The sequence below is a fragment of the Methylobacterium sp. J-078 genome, assembly GCF_022829285.1.
GTDB lineage: Bacteria > Pseudomonadota > Alphaproteobacteria > Rhizobiales > Beijerinckiaceae > Methylobacterium.
The window spans coordinates 18,500-32,815 of sequence record NZ_JAKSYI010000078.1 but is presented as its reverse complement, the minus strand read 5'-3'; the positions used below and the strand labels follow the sequence as shown (position 1 = coordinate 32,815).

Annotated in this window: 15 protein-coding genes; 11 read left to right on the top strand and 4 right to left on the bottom strand. The window is 69.9% G+C overall.

Features of this window, described 5'->3' with window-relative positions; genetic code table 11:
• Positions 1-147 precede the first annotated feature (147 nt).
• Positions 148-1,542, bottom strand: coding sequence for a M20/M25/M40 family metallo-hydrolase (locus MKK58_RS13020; RefSeq protein WP_243912457.1), 1,395 nt, complete (start codon positions 1,540-1,542; stop codon positions 148-150).
• A gap of 302 nt (positions 1,543-1,844) precedes the next feature.
• Here MKK58_RS13020 and MKK58_RS13015 point away from each other — a divergent pair, with 302 nt between their 5' ends.
• From MKK58_RS13015 to MKK58_RS13005, 3 genes are read left to right on the top strand one after another with little or no spacing between them, the layout of a single operon-like run.
• Complete coding sequence (locus MKK58_RS13015) at positions 1,845-2,351, top strand: (2Fe-2S)-binding protein (RefSeq protein WP_243912456.1); 507 nt, start codon at positions 1,845-1,847, stop codon at positions 2,349-2,351.
• Positions 2,348-3,361 carry an FAD binding domain-containing protein gene (locus MKK58_RS13010; protein ID WP_243912455.1) on the top strand — a complete coding sequence of 338 codons (1,014 nt, stop codon included), beginning with the start codon at positions 2,348-2,350 and terminating at the stop codon, positions 3,359-3,361. Before MKK58_RS13015 ends, MKK58_RS13010 begins: the two co-directional genes overlap by 4 nt.
• Before the next feature lie 10 nt (positions 3,362-3,371).
• The gene (locus MKK58_RS13005) at positions 3,372-5,624 is read left to right on the top strand and encodes a xanthine dehydrogenase family protein molybdopterin-binding subunit (RefSeq protein ID WP_243912454.1); all 2,253 of its coding nucleotides are present in this window, start codon (positions 3,372-3,374) and stop codon (positions 5,622-5,624) included.
• 61 nt (positions 5,625-5,685) lie between these two features.
• On the opposite strand, the gene MKK58_RS13000 is transcribed toward MKK58_RS13005, so the two are convergent.
• Entirely contained in the window at positions 5,686-6,699 is a 1,014-nt protein-coding gene (locus tag MKK58_RS13000) for a DUF2778 domain-containing protein (RefSeq protein WP_313899286.1), read from the bottom strand.
• Positions 6,700-7,161: 462 nt separating this feature from the next.
• On the opposite strand from MKK58_RS13000, the gene crcB reads away from it, so the two are divergent.
• From crcB to MKK58_RS12960, 8 genes are all read left to right on the top strand, one after another.
• Positions 7,162-7,530: a fluoride efflux transporter CrcB gene (crcB, locus tag MKK58_RS12995; protein ID WP_243912452.1), complete on the top strand. Its 369-nt coding sequence runs from the start codon at positions 7,162-7,164 to the stop codon at positions 7,528-7,530.
• A gap of 313 nt (positions 7,531-7,843) precedes the next feature.
• Positions 7,844-8,026 carry a hypothetical protein gene (locus MKK58_RS12990; RefSeq protein ID WP_243912451.1) on the top strand — a complete coding sequence of 61 codons (183 nt, stop codon included), beginning with the start codon at positions 7,844-7,846 and terminating at the stop codon, positions 8,024-8,026.
• The gene (locus MKK58_RS12985; RefSeq protein WP_243912450.1) at positions 8,023-8,373 is read left to right on the top strand and encodes a hypothetical protein; all 351 of its coding nucleotides are present in this window, start codon (positions 8,023-8,025) and stop codon (positions 8,371-8,373) included. Before MKK58_RS12990 ends, MKK58_RS12985 begins: the two co-directional genes overlap by 4 nt.
• Before the next feature lie 95 nt (positions 8,374-8,468).
• Positions 8,469-8,627: a hypothetical protein gene (locus tag MKK58_RS12980; RefSeq protein ID WP_243912449.1), complete on the top strand. Its 159-nt coding sequence runs from the start codon at positions 8,469-8,471 to the stop codon at positions 8,625-8,627.
• Positions 8,628-8,798: 171 nt separating this feature from the next.
• Entirely contained in the window at positions 8,799-9,053 is a 255-nt protein-coding gene (locus tag MKK58_RS12975) for a hypothetical protein (protein WP_243912448.1), read from the top strand.
• Positions 9,054-9,247: 194 nt separating this feature from the next.
• Positions 9,248-9,712, top strand: a complete 465-nt coding sequence (locus MKK58_RS12970; protein WP_243912447.1) for a hypothetical protein — start codon at positions 9,248-9,250, stop codon at positions 9,710-9,712.
• A gap of 79 nt (positions 9,713-9,791) precedes the next feature.
• Positions 9,792-10,688, top strand: a complete 897-nt coding sequence (locus tag MKK58_RS12965; RefSeq protein WP_243912446.1) for a diguanylate cyclase domain-containing protein — start codon at positions 9,792-9,794, stop codon at positions 10,686-10,688.
• 252 nt (positions 10,689-10,940) lie between these two features.
• Positions 10,941-11,633, top strand: coding sequence for a response regulator transcription factor (locus MKK58_RS12960; protein ID WP_243912445.1), 693 nt, complete (start codon positions 10,941-10,943; stop codon positions 11,631-11,633).
• Between the two features lie 73 nt (positions 11,634-11,706).
• Here MKK58_RS12960 and MKK58_RS12955 read toward each other — a convergent pair whose 3' ends face one another.
• Together MKK58_RS12955 and MKK58_RS12950 are read right to left on the bottom strand one after the other, a co-directional pair.
• The gene (locus MKK58_RS12955) at positions 11,707-13,116 is read right to left on the bottom strand and encodes a cytochrome ubiquinol oxidase subunit I (RefSeq protein WP_243912444.1); all 1,410 of its coding nucleotides are present in this window, start codon (positions 13,114-13,116) and stop codon (positions 11,707-11,709) included.
• A gap of 129 nt (positions 13,117-13,245) precedes the next feature.
• On the bottom strand, positions 13,246-14,253 hold the full coding sequence (locus tag MKK58_RS12950) for an SDR family oxidoreductase (protein WP_243912443.1): 1,008 nt from the start codon (positions 14,251-14,253) through the stop codon (positions 13,246-13,248).
• Positions 14,254-14,316 lie beyond the last annotated feature (63 nt).

Below are 14,316 nucleotides of genomic sequence, written 5' to 3'. Positions count from 1 at the left end.
GGCTTCGGGCGTTGCCCCGTGTCGGTCGAGGACTATCCTGCCGCAACGGATTCCCTCCCCCCAGGCTCGACGGATCGCAGGCAGGCGCGAGATCCGCTGAGGAGGAGAGTCCGCCGGCGCTCGTACGGGCGAAGCCGGGACCCGGCCTCAGCCCACCCGCTGCGCCCCGAACGCCGCCAGGATGCGGGCCCAGGAGCGGGTGCCCTTGTGGAAGCTGTTCAGGTCGTACTTCTCGTTGGGCGAATGGATGCGGTCGTCGTCGAGGCCGAAGCCGATCAGGAGCGTGTTGCGGTCCAGAAGCCGCTTGAAGTCCCCCACGATGGGAATCGAGCCGCCGGCTCCGATGGTCACGGCGGGCACGCCCCATTCCTCGGCGAGCGCTGCGCGCGCGGTCTCGAGTTCGGGCATGTCGAAGGGCAGGCTGATGGCGCGGCTACCCTTGTAGCAGATCACCTCCACCGAGCAGTCGGCGGGGATGCGCTCGCGCACGAAGGCCTCGAAGGTGCGGGCGAGCTGCTCAGGGTCCTGGTCGTCGACGAGGCGGAACGAGACCTTGGCGCTGGCCTGCCCGGCGATCACCGTCTTGGTGCCCTCGCCGGTATAGCCGCCGATGATGCCGTTGACGTCGCAGGCGGGGCGCGACTGGATCAGCTCGATGAGCATACGGCCGCGCTCGCCGGCCGGCTCCGACAGGCCGATGGGCCCGAGAAAACTCTCTGCCGTGAAGTCGAGGCCGCGCCACTGCTCCAGCACCTCCGGCGGCGTCTCGCGCACGCCCTCGTAGAAGCCCGGCAGCGCCACCTTCCCGTCGGCGTCGTGCAGGTCGGCGATGATCTTCGACAGGACGTGGATCGGGTTGCGCGCCGCGCCTCCGAAGAAGCCCGAATGCAGGTCGCGGTCGGCGCAGGTCACCTTGACCTCGAAATACCCGAGGCCGCGCAGGGAGGTGGTGATGGCGGGCGTCGCCGGGTTCCACATGCTGGTGTCGCAGACGAGCACGATGTCGGCGGCGAGCTTGTCGCGGTTGGCCGCGACCCATTCGGGCAACCCCTGCGAGCCGTTCTCCTCGGCGCCCTCGATCAGGATGGTGACGCCGCAGGGCAACTCGCCCGCCATCGCCAGATGCGCCCGGCAGGCCTCCACGAAGGTCATCACCTGGCCCTTGTCGTCCGAGGCGCCGCGCCCGACGATTTTCTTTTCGCCCCTGTCGTTCAGGGCGATGCGCGGCTCGAAGGGCGGTGTCTCCCAGAGGTTCAGGGGGTCCACCGGCTGCACGTCGTAATGTCCGTAGAACAAGACGTGCGGGGTGCCGGGCTTCGGGGCATGGGCCAGCACCACCGGGTGCAGGGAGGTCTCGTGGATCCCGGTCTCGAAGCCGAGCGCCGTCAGGGTGCCGGCGAGCCAGGTGGCGGCATCGCGGCACTGGGGCGCGAAGGCCGGGTCGGTGGAGATCGAGGGGATGCGCAGGAACGCGAAGAGCCGCTCCAGGGCGTTGTCGAGGTCGCGGTCGATGTCGTTGAGAACGGGAGCGAGCGCGGTCATCGGGCGTCCTTGAGCGAAGGCGGGCGGCACCGGGTTAGCCCATGCGGGATGGGCCAAGCAACCGGGCGGAGCAGGCGGGGCGCTCCAGCCATCGCCGGGTGTCCGAGCCCCTTCGCAGCGTGTCCGGGAGCCGTGCGCGGCCCAACGGCGTGCCCGGCCGGCGGGAACACCCGCTTTTTGGAACTGTTATCGAGTGAACCGGCCCGGGGCGGATGACTTTTCCCCCGCCGTGGTCCCTGCGACCCCGACTCGAAATCCAGCGGCGTCGTGCCCGTCCCGGCCCGCAAGTCACGGATACCGCCATGCTCATCGAAAGCGGTTCGCCCACTGGGGCGAACACCATCGGCATCACCCTGACGATCAACGGCGAGAGCCGGTCGCTTCAGGTCGCGCCCTGGACCACCCTCCTCGACCTCCTGCGCGAGGATCTCGACCTCACCGGCACCAAGAAGGGCTGCGACCACGGCCAGTGCGGCGCCTGCACGGTGCTGGTGAACGGCACCCGCATCAATTCCTGCCTGACGCTCGCGGTGATGAAGGACGGGGCCAGCATCACCACCGTCGAGGGCCTGGCCGGCGCCGAGGGCCTGCACCCGCTCCAGGCCGCCTTCGTCGAGCACGATGCCTTCCAGTGCGGCTACTGCACGCCCGGCCAGCTCTGCTCGGCGGTGGGCATGATGTCGGAAGGCCACGCCCAGTCCCGCGAAGAAATTCGCGAGGCGATGAGCGGCAACATCTGCCGCTGCGGCGCCTACACCAACATCGTCGACGCCATCGAAGACGTGATGCACGCGGGAGCCGCGAAATGAACCGCTTCGATTACGTCCGCCCCACCACCGTGGACGAGGCGGTGCGCGCCATCGCCTCGAGCGCCCAGGCCCGCTTCATCGCCGGCGGCACCAACCTCGTCGACCTGATGAAGTACAATGTCGAGCGGCCCGAGCGCCTCGTCGACATCACCCGCCTGCCCCTCGACCGGATCGAGGAGCGCGACGGCGGCCTCAGCCTCGGCGCCCTGGTGACAAATTCTACGGTGGCCTACGACGACCGGGTCCAGGCGCGCTATCCGCTCCTGTCGAGCGCGATCCTGGCGGGTGCCTCGGGCCAGCTGCGCAACGCAGCCACCACCGGCGGCAACCTGCTCCAGCGCACCCGGTGCTATTATTTCTACGACGACGCCACGCCCTGCAACAAGCGCGAGCCCGGCTCGGGCTGCGCCGCCATCGGCGGGGTCAACCGCATCCACGCCATCTTCGGGACGAGCCCGTCCTGCATCGCCACCCACCCCTCCGACATGTGCGTGGCGCTCGCCGCCCTCGAGGCGACGGTCCGGGTCGCCGGCCCAGGGGGCGAACGCACGATTCCCTTCGCCGACTTCCACCGCCTGCCGGGCGACACGCCGGAGCGCGACACCAATCTGGCGGCCGACGAGATCGTGCTCTCGGTCGACCTGCCCGACGAGGAGTTCGGCGCCCATCACACCTACCTGAAGCTGCGCGACCGGCTCTCCTACGCCTTCGCCCTCGTCTCGGTGGCGGCCGTGATCAAGCGCGACGGCGACACCATCCGGAGCGCGCGCTTCGCCCTGGGCGGCGTCGCCCACAAGCCCTGGCGCAACCGGGAAGCCGAGGCCTCGCTCATCGGCAAGCCCGCCACGCCTGAGACCTTCGCGGCCGCCGCCGACATCGTCGTGGCCGAGGCGCAGCCCCAATCCGAGAACGCATTCAAGATCGAACTCGCGCGGCGGGCCATCATTCGCGGCCTGACCCAGGCGGCCGCCGGCACGCCCCAGTCGCAGTCCGACAAGCGCATCGCCTGAAGGAACCCCCATGGCCCACAGCATCAGCACTTCAGGCACCGACACCTATGTCGGCACCGCGCAGAGCCGCGTCGACGGCCCCGCCAAGGTCACCGGTCAGGCGAAGTACGCGGCTGAGTTCGCCGCCCCCGACCTGACCCACGGCTACGTGGTGTCGAGCGGCATCGCCCGCGGCCGCATCCTGTCCATCGACACGACGGCTGCCGAGGCGGTGGCGGGCGTCCTCAAGGTCTTCACCCACGAGAACCGGCCGCGCACGGCCTGGCTCGACTACAATTACCAGGACCAGGTCGCGCCCCCCGGCTCGCCCTTCCGGCCGCTCTACGACGAGAAGGTCCATTACAGCGGCCAGCCCGTGGCCCTGGTGGTGGCGAAGGATTTCGACACGGCGCGCCACGCCGCCTCGCTGGTGAAGCTCACCTACGAGGCCGATGCGCCGACCACCGACCTGCGGAATCTGGAAGATGCGGCCTACGTGCCGCCGAAGAAGCGCTCCGGCATCAAGCCGCCGCCGGCCCCCTGGGGCGATGCGGACGGCGCCTACAAGGCCGCCCCGGTCCAACTCACCAACCACTACCACATGGCCGTGGAGCACCATAACCCGATGGAGCCCCACGCCTCCACCGTGGTCTGGGAGGGTGACGGCAAGATCACGGTCTACGACAAGATCCAGGGCGTCTCGAACAGCCTCGGCTACATCACCGGCGTGTTCGGGATGAAGAAGGACGACGTCCACGTCCTCAATCCCTATCTCGGCGGTGGCTTCGGCTCGGGGCTTCGCCCGCAATACCAGCTCTTCCTCGCGGTCATGGCGGCGCGGGAGCTCGAGCGCTCGGTGCGCGTGGTGCTCACCCGCGACCAGATGTTCACCTTCGGCTACCGGCCCGACGTGCGCCAGACCGTCGCCCTCGGGGCCGAGGCCGACGGCGCGCTGACCTCCATCCGGCACGAGGCGATCTCGGGCACCTCCGGCTTCGAGGACTACCAGGAGGTCGTCGTGAACTGGTCGGGCGCCCTCTACGATTGCCCGAACGTCGCCCTCGATTACCGGCTCGCCAAGATCGACACCTACACCCCTTCCGACATGCGGGCTCCCGGCGCGGTGACGGGCGTGTTCGCCCTCGAAGTCGCCATGGACGAACTCGCTCACGAAACCGGCCAGGACCCGATCGACCTGCGGCTGAAGAACTATGCCGAGAAGGACCGGACGCAGGACAAGCCGTTCAGCTCCAAGTCCCTGCGGGCGGCCTATGCCGAGGGTGCGGAGCGCTTCGGCTGGTCGGCCCGCAACCCGGAGCCGCGCTCCATGCGGGACGGGCGCGAACTCGTCGGCTGGGGCATGGCCACCGGCATCTGGGAGTCGATGATGATGCAGTCGAGCGCCCAGGCGACCCTGACCGCCGACGGCAAGCTCGTTGTCGGCAACCAGACCGGTGACATCGGTACCGGCACCTACACCATCCTGGCCCAGATCGCCGCCGACGCGCTCGGCCTGCCGATGACGGACGTGACGACGAAGCTCGGCGACTCGAAGCTCGCGGACGCGCCACTCGCGGGCGGCTCGTGGACGGCGGCCTCCTCCGGCACGGCGGTGATGCGGGCCTGCCACGACATCGCCGCCCAGGTCTTCACCCTGGCCCGCGGCCTCGACGATTCGCCGTTGGCCAACGTCGATTTCGCGCGCGCGGTCTTCAAGGAGGGGCGCATCTCGGTGGCGGGTGATCCGTCCCGCAGCATCGCCATCACGGAGGTGATGGCGAAGGGGGGCATCGACAAGATCGAGGCCACCGGCTCGGCCGGCCCGGATTCCAACCACGCTCAAGCGTTCGCCGGCTACACCCACTCGGCCGTCTTCGCCGAGGTGAAGATCGACGAGGATCTCGGCGTGGTGCGCGTCACCCGCGTCGTCTCGGCGATCGCGGCGGGCAAGATCCTCAACACCAAGACGGCGCGCAGCCAGATCCTCGGCGGCGTGGTGATGGGCATCGGCTCGGCGCTGGAGGAGGAATCCATGCTCGACCACACCATCGGCCGGTTCATGAACCACAATCTCGGCGAGTACCACGTGCCGGTGCACGCCGACATCCACGACATCGAGGTGATCTTCGTGGACGAGGAGGACAAGGCCAACCCGATGGGCGTGAAGGGTCTCGGTGAGATCGGCATCGTCGGCACCGCGGCGGCGGTGGCCAACGCGGTCTTCCACGCCACCGGCAAGCGCATCCGCGAATTGCCGATCACCATCGACAAGATCATCGGCTGACCCTCGGGCAGCAGGGCCCGACGATCGGGAGCCGCGCACCTCCGGGGGCGCGGCTCTTTTTTTAGCGCGTCGCGCGGCCGAACAGGCGCTCGGCGAAGCTCGGGCCGGCATCGCCCCGGCCCCCGGCGACCACGACGAGGCGGCGAACCTCGCCGCGCAGGTAGGCCTGGAGGAAGCGGTTGTAGTCCTTGAACGAGACGCAGCCATTCGAGGCGCCGCTGGGGCCGAGCATGTAGGTGTGGGCCAGGATGCCGTCGCGGCCGTGGATCGCGGCGCTGCCGCCCACCGGGTTGAGGCGGATCGCCCGCACTCCGTGGAACAGCGCCTCGCGCTCGGTGAGGTCGTAGGTGCCCGGCGGGGTCGAGCCGCGCATGCGGCGGTGGACGTGACGCGGGTTGTCCATGCTCTCGCCGAGCCCCGAATGCGCCTCCAGCCGCTCGCCGCTCGGCAGGGTCACGGTGCGCGCCGTGATGTCGTAGACGGCCGTCCCGGCGCTCACGCCGGGGTTGCTCTCCAGGGTCCGGCGCGGGCCCGGATCGACGCTGGGGTCGACGGCCGCGTAGGCGAGGGTGGTCCGGGGAGCCGGCGTTTCCGGCTCCGGGCGGGTGCCGAACACGGTGTCGAAGAACGAGCGCTCGGCCTCAGCCTCGGTCGCGGCCCGCGCGATCTGGGTGCGCCGCGCCGCGAGGTTGCGCAGGGCCGGAGCCGCGCGCAGGGCGAGCCGCGGTGGCTCGCTGGGCGCCGCGAGGCCGGCCGGGCGTGGAACGGGCAGGGGTATCAACTGGGCGACCCGCTCGGGTATCACGGCCGGCGCCCGCGCCGGACGGGGGGCGGCCATCGCCAGGAGCGTGGCGGGCGCCGCCGGCGGGACCAGGGCGGCGGTGAGCGGTGCGGCGGTGAAGCCGGCGGCCTTGCCCGATCCGTAGGCGGCGGCGCCGAGGGTCGGTGTCGGGTCGAGCATCCACGCATAGGCGCTCGGCGCGGCGGTGACCGCCAGGGCGGGGCGTCCGGGCCCTGCCGGAACGGGGCCGTCCTGCGCGGTCAGGTGCGGGAAGGCGGCGCAGAGGAGCGCCACCGCCGAGCTCCGCAGAAGGACCCGACCCCGCGGCCGGCGATGGCGGCGGATGCGACGGCCGGACAGGGACACAGCGTCGTTCATGCGGGCGGTACTCGGATACGCAGTCCCCGCACGGGCACCGCCGCGATCCCGCAAACCTCAAGAAAAGGTTAAAACAGGGACGGATAACGGACAGTGCCTGTCAGGAGAACATCAACCTTGACTGGCGCAATTCAGCCAGATCTTGGTTAATCCGGTCTGAAGGACGCCGGGTGATCTGACGAAAAACCTTTTGCGGCCCGCAGGGATGCCGTCACTTGGCGGAAACGTGCAGGCGATCGCATCGGGACGGCGCGAAAGGCAGGACCGTCCCTGTGGACCTCGGGGGTAAGCCGTCGCCGCCCGGCGAAGCGCCCGGACTTTCCGACTAGTCTGGCGCGCCGCATGCCTCGGAGCCGGGCTTCAGGAGAGAGTCACGGAATGGGATTCCTCATCGTCTTCCTCGGGGCGGGCCTCGGCGGCATGGCCCGGCACGGGGTCGGGCTCTTCGCCCTGCGCTACGGCACGACCTTTCCCTACGGCACCATGGGCATCAACATCCTGGGCTCGCTCCTGATGGGCGTGCTCGCCGGGTGGTACGCCATGCGGGGCGGCAGCCAGCCCGTGCGTCTGTTCCTCGCCACCGGCCTGCTCGGCGGCTTCACCACCTTCTCGTCCTACGCCCTCGAAGGCATCCTCCTGCTGGAGCGGGGCGAGGTGGGTGCGGCCCTGATCTACATTCTCGGATCGGTGGTCCTCGGCCTCGCCGGCCTGCTCCTCGGCCTGATGCTCATGCGCCTCGTGCTGTGAAGGCCGAAGCGCGCTCCGATTCCGGAGCGCGAATCGCCCGAGCGGCCTGATCGGGGCGGGCGCGCCGGTGGCCCGATCGGCCCGGCGCCGCCGCCTCCGTCGCAGCCGATGCTGCAGCGCGGGGGCGGGCCCGGCGATAAGCCCGGACGGAAGCAGCCATTTTCGCGACGACTGGAATTTTTCCAAATCAAGAACTTCGAAAGACTGTTTTCGGTTGGAATTACATCTGTTCCAATGTTTCGCGAATTGCTTGCTAAGTGCAGGATAAGCTTTCAAACACGCTCCCGTAGGCCCGATGGACGAGGAGAGCGGAATGATGGAACGCACGCTGGACTGGGTGCGCGGCTGCGCGCGCATCGCGTGGTGGGACGGGTCCGCCCTCGATCTGCGCCTGCACCGGCTGACCGACTTCATCGATGCCCTCGCGAGCGTGCCGGAGGCGGAGCCCGCCCTGGTGCCCGCCCATTGGCGCGAGCGCCTGGGAGAGCGGGCATGAGCGCGCGCGACGGCCGCATCGGCCCCGCCGCGACCCCGACGGCCGCGTCCTGTGCCGAGATCCAGTCCCCCGAGGGGCATCTCGACGAGGCCCTGCGCCGGGCGTTCTGGCAGAGCCTGAACCGGGCGCCGCTGCCGGCCATGGCGGCCCTGGAGGTGGCGGCTCGGGTGGTGGGCGCCCTCTATCGCCAGGTGGCCCAGGCGCACGAGGGGCCCAACGGCTGCCGCTGCGGCTGGGAACCGGACCCGGATTGCGACCTCATCGTGCTGGAGGCCAACCTCGCCGCCGCCCTGCTGCACCCGCCCGAGCCCGACCTCGCCCGCATGGTGACTCTCGGGCACGCCTGACAGGCGCGGCCGGTTACGATTCCCTCACACTCCCGGGCGGATCATGGCGGACGGCCGGGGACCGGCCGCCGGCCCGAAGCGGGGGGAGCAGTGAGATGGACGGGTTCTATCGCGGCATCGAGACGTCCCTGATCGCCCTCAGCCTGCTCCTCGGGCTCGGGGCCTTCGTGTTGTCGGAGCGGGCGCCGCCGCGCCCGGCCGTGACGCAACTGGCTGTTACGCTGCCGATGCTCAGCGTGACGGCGACGCCCTGAGGCGTCCGGGTCCGCATCCCGGGATCATGGTTTTATGATGTTGCGGTCAGCTTGACTGCAACCCTTTCACGGCCTCGCGACTTAAGTGTTCGAGATGCGGCGCCTGCCTCGCTGCACGATCCCGACACGTTGAGAGCATGTCCCGACGCGGATATGCGAGCGAGACCTTCGATGCGAGCGAACCGACTGCGCGCGTCCGCAATAGCGGGCGCCTTCCTCCTGGCCAGCGCCGGCCTCACGGCCGTCGAGGCCGCCCCCCTGACGAGCCAGGGTTCGGACAAGGTGTCGAGCCCGACTGCGGCGATCACCCCCGTGGCCGCCGTCACCGAGGCCGAGGACGACGCGGCCAATTGCAGCCGCTCCCGCCGCCGGCTCTGGGTCGAGGGCGAGGGCTGGATCGTGCGCCGGGTCACCACCTGCCGCTGAGCGGAACCCGGGTCGACCGACACGGGACGACGTCCCCGAACCCTGCCGCGAGGCGGGGTTTTTCGTGCCCGCATGCGGGCCCAAGCAGTCTTCGACGCGGGACAGCCGGGCCGGATTCTGGAACGACGGGGCATCCGGCGCGGTTCATCCACGATCGGTCAGGGCAATTGACCAGGGCAGGAGTTCGGCCTCGCATGATCGCGTCATCAACGTCCCGCCGGCGCCACGGCCTCGGCCTCCTCGGCGTTTTCCTTGCAACGGGCCTCGCGGGCTCCGCCCAGGCCCAGGTCGCGTCCTACGGCGTCCGGTCCGTGCCTTTCGGCTACGAAGACAGCTATGCCGGGCCCCTGCTGCGCGGCGACTACATCGGTGCGCCCCTCACCCGCTTTCCCCGGCCGAGCGAACTCGTTCCGAGCGCCTGGGGCTACGGCACCTACGGCGTTCCCACCGTGGCGGGCATTCGCAGCGCTCCCGTCGGGACACCCACCGTCTACGTGATCGAGGCGCCCCGGACGGCGACGTCCGAATCGCGCCGGACACGGGCCCGGGCCCTGTCGCGGGCCCCCGCCCCGCAATTCGCGCCGGTCGCCGAGCGGCGGTCCGGCAGCGCCCGCGTGATCACCGTGGGCGTACCGCAGCGGCAGGCGGATCTGCGCTGAGGCGCCCTCTCGATTGAGGGGGCCTTAATCTGTTCGTGCCAGGTTAGCCGACACTTCCGTAACTTGGTCGGGCGGCCCCATGCACATCGTCCTCGTCGACACCAGTCGGGTCGTCCTCAAGATGATCGCGGCCCTGCTCGAGCCGAACGGCCATACGGTCTCGGCCTTCACGGATTCCGCCGAGGCCCTCGCGTATGTCGAAGGCACCGCCTCGGTGCGCGTGCTGATCACCAGCCTCGAGGTCCGGCCCCTCGGCGGGCTGGAACTGTGCTGGTCCGCCCGCCTGCTGGCGGAGTCCAACCGGCCCCTCTACGTCATCACCATGTCCTCGGCCCGCAACGCCCGGAACCTCGCCGAGGCCCTGGACAGCGGGGCGGACGACTTCATCGAGAAGCCGCCGACGCCGGAGGAACTGCACGCCCGCCTGCGGGCCGCCGAGCGCCTCACCACCATGCAGGGCGAGCTGATCCGTCTCGCGGAGACGGATTCGCTCACCGGCCTCCTGAACCGGCGGGCCTTCCTGCAGAAATCCCGCGACGCGGCCGAGCGCGTGGGCGACCACGGCCGGATGACGGCGATCCTCCTCGACATCGACCACTTCAAGCGCATCAACGACGAGTACGGCCACGATGTCGGCGACGCCGCGATCCAGGCGGTCTGCCGCGAACTCGCGGTGGAGGGGATCGTCGGCCGCCTCGGTGGCGAGGAGTTCGGCATCGTCCTGCCCCACCGGCCGGCCGCCGAGGCCGAGGCCACCGCCACGCGGATGCGCCGCGCCGTGGAGGCCCTGCGCATCCGCGGCGGCCGCGTGCCGATCCGCCTGACCTGCAGCTTCGGCGTGAGCGAATGGTTCGAGGGCGACACCATCGAGGGCCTGATCAAGCGCGCCGACATCGCCCTCTACGAGGCCAAGACGACGGGCCGCAACCGCGTCGTCAGCGCGGCCGCCGACCTCGTCCTGGCCCGCGCCGGCTGACCCTTCCGGCCTGTACCGTTTTGGCCGTCGACGCGGGGCGGAGATTGTGCCGTTGCGAAACGTCGATTTGTTCAGTGCGGTGACAGATTTGGCGCATGTCCCCGAGTCTCGGGCAAAGTCTCGCGAGTCTTGCCTCGACTCCGTCCTGATGCGACGAGAGTCTTGGTGAATAGAGCCCTGGAACGGAACTTGATCTGATCACCCCCGGGAAGAGCGCGATGTATCGCGCTGGGACAATGGGGGATGACAGTCATGAACCAACCCGTGGGCGTCTTGGTCGTCGACGAGCCTTGCGAACTCGAGCCGACCCTTCGCGCCGTGCTGGAGCACGAACCCCGCCTTCAGACCGTCGGCGAGGCGGACCTGCTCCCGGGGGCCGGTGCGCCTGCGCGCAGCGTGGCCCTGGTCTTCGTCGGCGCGGAGGCCGGCGCGGCGACCCTGTCGCGCATCGCCACGCTGAAGGGGCGCCGGCCCGGCGTCACCGTTCTGGTGGCCTTCGACGTCCTGCGGGCCGACCTGCTGGCCCGGCTGGTCCAGGCCGGGGCCGATGCCTTCGTGGCCCGCAGCGCCGCGCCGCGCGACGTCTGCACCGCGATCCTCGGCCTCGCGGCGAACCAGGAGCCGCAGCTCACTGCGGCGCCCCGGCCCGACGCGACGACGGCCGACGGCCTGACGCCCCGGGAAGCCGAGATCCTGCGCTTTCTCAGTGCCGGCTTCAGCAACAAGGAGGTCGCCCGCCGCCTGAGCCTCAGCGTGCGCACCGTGGAGACCCACCGGCTCAACCTGCGCCGCAAGACCCAGACGGGCCGTCTCAAGGACCTCGTCGCCCTGGCCCGCCAGCTCGGGCTGGCACCCGTCCTGGATGCCGAGCCGGTGCGCCAGGACAACGGTCTGCGGACGCGCGTGACCCGCATCGCCCCGAAGGAGCTGCTGGCCCGGCTCTGAGCCGGGCCGGCGAGGGTCCCCATCCGTCTTACCGCCCTCAGGCAGGCACCCGCTCTTAAGCGGGCACCCGCCCTTAGGCGGGCGTGAGGCTCTCGTTGACCGCCGAGAGGGGGCGCTTTGGCTTCTGGGAAACGTCGCCGCCGCGCATGGCTTCCTCCAGCGGCTCCGGGCCCTTGCGCAGGAGCTTGGCGAGATAGTAGCTGCCGAAGCCGAAGATGAACGCGTAGGCGATCAGGAAGGCGACCAGGGAGGTCGTCACGGCGTTGACCGTGAGCGGCGAGTGCGCGTCCGCCGTGCGCAGCTGCCCGTACACGATGTAGGGCTGGCGCCCGATCTCGGCGGTGAACCAGCCGAACAGCACCGCGCCGAACCCGGACGGCGTCATCAGCATCGCGGCGTTGAGGAACCATCGGTTCGTGTAGAGCGTGCCGCGCCAGCGCAAGAGCAGGCTCCACAGGCTCAGGCCCAGCATCGCCATGCCGATCGCGACCATGATGCGGAACGAATAGAACACCGGCCAGACCGGCGGGCGCTGGTCGCGCGGCACGTCCTTCAGGCCCGGCACCACGCCAGAGAAGTCGTGGGTGAGGATGAAGCTGCCGAGACGCGGGATGCCGATCTCGAAGTCGTTCTTCTCCGCCTCCATGTTGGGGATCGCGAAGAGCAGCAGGGGCATGTTGTCCTGCCGGTCCCAGTTCGCCTCGATCGCCGCGAGCTTGGTCGGCTGCAGCTTGAGCACGGCGAGACCGTGGGTGTCGCCGACGAAGATCTGGATCGGCGTGAAGATCACCGCGAACCAGAGGGCCATGGAGAGCGAGATCCGGGCGCCTGCCACCTTCTCGGCCGGCTCCTTGCGGGCGCGCAGGATCATCCAGGCCGACATGCCCGCCACCGCGAAGGCCGTGGTGAGAAAGCAGCCTAGCACCATGTGGGCGTAGCGGATCGGGAAGGACGGGTTGAAGATCACCTTCCACCAGTCGGTGGCGATGGCCCGGCCGTTCTCGACGGTGAAGCCGTCCGGCGTCTGCATCCAGGAATTGGCGGACAGGATCCAGAAGGCCGAGATCAGGGTGCCGATCGCCACCATGCAGGTCGAGACGAAGTGCAGCCGGTCGCCCACCCGGTCCCAGCCGAACAGCATGATCCCGAGGAAGCCCGCCTCCAGGAAGAAGGCCGTGATCACCTCGTACTGGATCAGCGGCCCGAGCACGTTCCCGGTGAAGTCGGAGTAGCGCGACCAGTTGGTGCCGAGTTGGTAGCTCATCACGATGCCGGAGACGACGCCGAGGCCGAAGGAGACCGCGAAGACCTTCACCCAGAACCGGTAGAGGTTCCGGTACATCGGGTTGCCGGTCCAGAGCCACTGCGCCTCCAGCCGGGCGAGGAAGCTCGCCAGCCCGATGGTGAAGGCCGGGAAGATGATGTGGAACGCCATGGTGAAGCCGAACTGGATGCGCGAGAGCAGCAGCGCGTCGACTTCCATGGCGAACCTCGTCCGGTGCGGGTCCCCTGACTCAGGAAACCTTGGAACAGCTATAGCGTGAAGAGGCGGGCGCCGCATCCGGTTCGCGAATTGCGACTTGGTCGCACCGTCGCCACGAAGCGCGCCGTCTCAGCGCCGCGGCAGCAGGCGGCGCGGGGCACGGGCCAGGGTCGCGACCCCGAACAGGCCCAGCGCCACCACGCCCGTCAGCCCGGCCACCAGCAGGTCGCGGTCGCGGCTGGTCCAGTAGGCGCTGCGCGTGGTCTTGGTCCGGTCCGAGAAGCGCCCGTCGATGCCGACATCGCCCGGCACGGGCGCGAACAGGTTGCCGGCCTTGTCGGGGGCGGGTTCGTCGGTGAGCTGGGCCGACCACATCGTGGCGGCCTTGGAGTCCGCGTAGCCCGGCATCAGGGCCTGGGCGGCAGCCATCATCACCGTGCTGTGGCCGACCCAGACCTCGCGGTTCGGCTTGTCCGCCGTGGCGACGATGGCCTCGGCGCAGAGGCGCGGATCGTAGACCGGGTCGGGGGCGTACTGGCCGTGGCCGGTGCGGTTGCGGGCCCAGTTGAACTGCGGGGTGTTGACGGCGGGCAGGTAGACCACGCTGAGGGAGACATCCACGCGATCGTGGATCAGCTCGGAGCGCAGGGCGTCGGTGAAACCCGAGACCGCGAACTTCGCCGCGCAGTAGGGCGCCTGGAGCGGGGCCGCGCGGATGCCGAGCCCCGACGAGACCTGGATGATGGCACCGCGGTTGCGCGGCTTCATGTAACGCAAGGCTGCCAATGTGCCGTAGACCTGGCTGAGATAGGTCGTCTCGGTGACGCGCCGGTATTCCGCGGGCGTGATCCGGTCGGCCGGGTTCACGATGGTCGCCATGGCGTTGTTGACCCAGGCCCGGATAGGTCCGAACTCCCGCTCGATCCGCGCGGCGGCGGCATCCACCGCCTCCGCATCGGCGACGTCGGCCGAGATCGCCAGGACGGGACGGCCATACGCGACCAGGGCGGCCTCCGTGTCGCGCAGGCGGTCGGGATCGCGGGCGATCACCGCCACGGCCCAACCGCGCCGGGCGAAGAGATGGGCGGTGGCGAGCCCGATGCCGGACGTTCCCCCCGTGACGACAGCGACCTTCATGATGTTCACATTCCCGTTCGGCGGCAGCCTGCGCCAACGGCTCAAGGGGGCGGCTGTTGCCTG

Excerpts from the sequence above, each read along its gene's own strand:
- MKK58_RS13020 (WP_243912457.1), bottom strand. The coding sequence starts at position 1,542 with ATGACCGCGCTCGCTCCCGTTCTCAACGACATCGACCGCGACCTCGAC.
- MKK58_RS13015 (WP_243912456.1), top strand. The coding sequence starts at position 1,845 with ATGCTCATCGAAAGCGGTTCGCCCACTGGGGCGAACACCATCGGCATC.
- MKK58_RS13010 (WP_243912455.1), top strand. The coding sequence starts at position 2,348 with ATGAACCGCTTCGATTACGTCCGCCCCACCACCGTGGACGAGGCGGTG.
- MKK58_RS13005 (WP_243912454.1), top strand. The coding sequence starts at position 3,372 with ATGGCCCACAGCATCAGCACTTCAGGCACCGACACCTATGTCGGCACC.
- crcB (WP_243912452.1), top strand. The coding sequence starts at position 7,162 with ATGGGATTCCTCATCGTCTTCCTCGGGGCGGGCCTCGGCGGCATGGCC.
- MKK58_RS12990 (WP_243912451.1), top strand. The coding sequence starts at position 7,844 with ATGATGGAACGCACGCTGGACTGGGTGCGCGGCTGCGCGCGCATCGCG.
- MKK58_RS12985 (WP_243912450.1), top strand. The coding sequence starts at position 8,023 with ATGAGCGCGCGCGACGGCCGCATCGGCCCCGCCGCGACCCCGACGGCC.
- MKK58_RS12980 (WP_243912449.1), top strand. The coding sequence starts at position 8,469 with ATGGACGGGTTCTATCGCGGCATCGAGACGTCCCTGATCGCCCTCAGC.
- MKK58_RS12975 (WP_243912448.1), top strand. The coding sequence starts at position 8,799 with ATGCGAGCGAACCGACTGCGCGCGTCCGCAATAGCGGGCGCCTTCCTC.
- MKK58_RS12970 (WP_243912447.1), top strand. The coding sequence starts at position 9,248 with ATGATCGCGTCATCAACGTCCCGCCGGCGCCACGGCCTCGGCCTCCTC.
- MKK58_RS12965 (WP_243912446.1), top strand. The coding sequence starts at position 9,792 with ATGCACATCGTCCTCGTCGACACCAGTCGGGTCGTCCTCAAGATGATC.
- MKK58_RS12960 (WP_243912445.1), top strand. The coding sequence starts at position 10,941 with ATGAACCAACCCGTGGGCGTCTTGGTCGTCGACGAGCCTTGCGAACTC.
- MKK58_RS12955 (WP_243912444.1), bottom strand. The coding sequence starts at position 13,116 with ATGGAAGTCGACGCGCTGCTGCTCTCGCGCATCCAGTTCGGCTTCACC.
- MKK58_RS12950 (WP_243912443.1), bottom strand. The coding sequence starts at position 14,253 with ATGAAGGTCGCTGTCGTCACGGGGGGAACGTCCGGCATCGGGCTCGCC.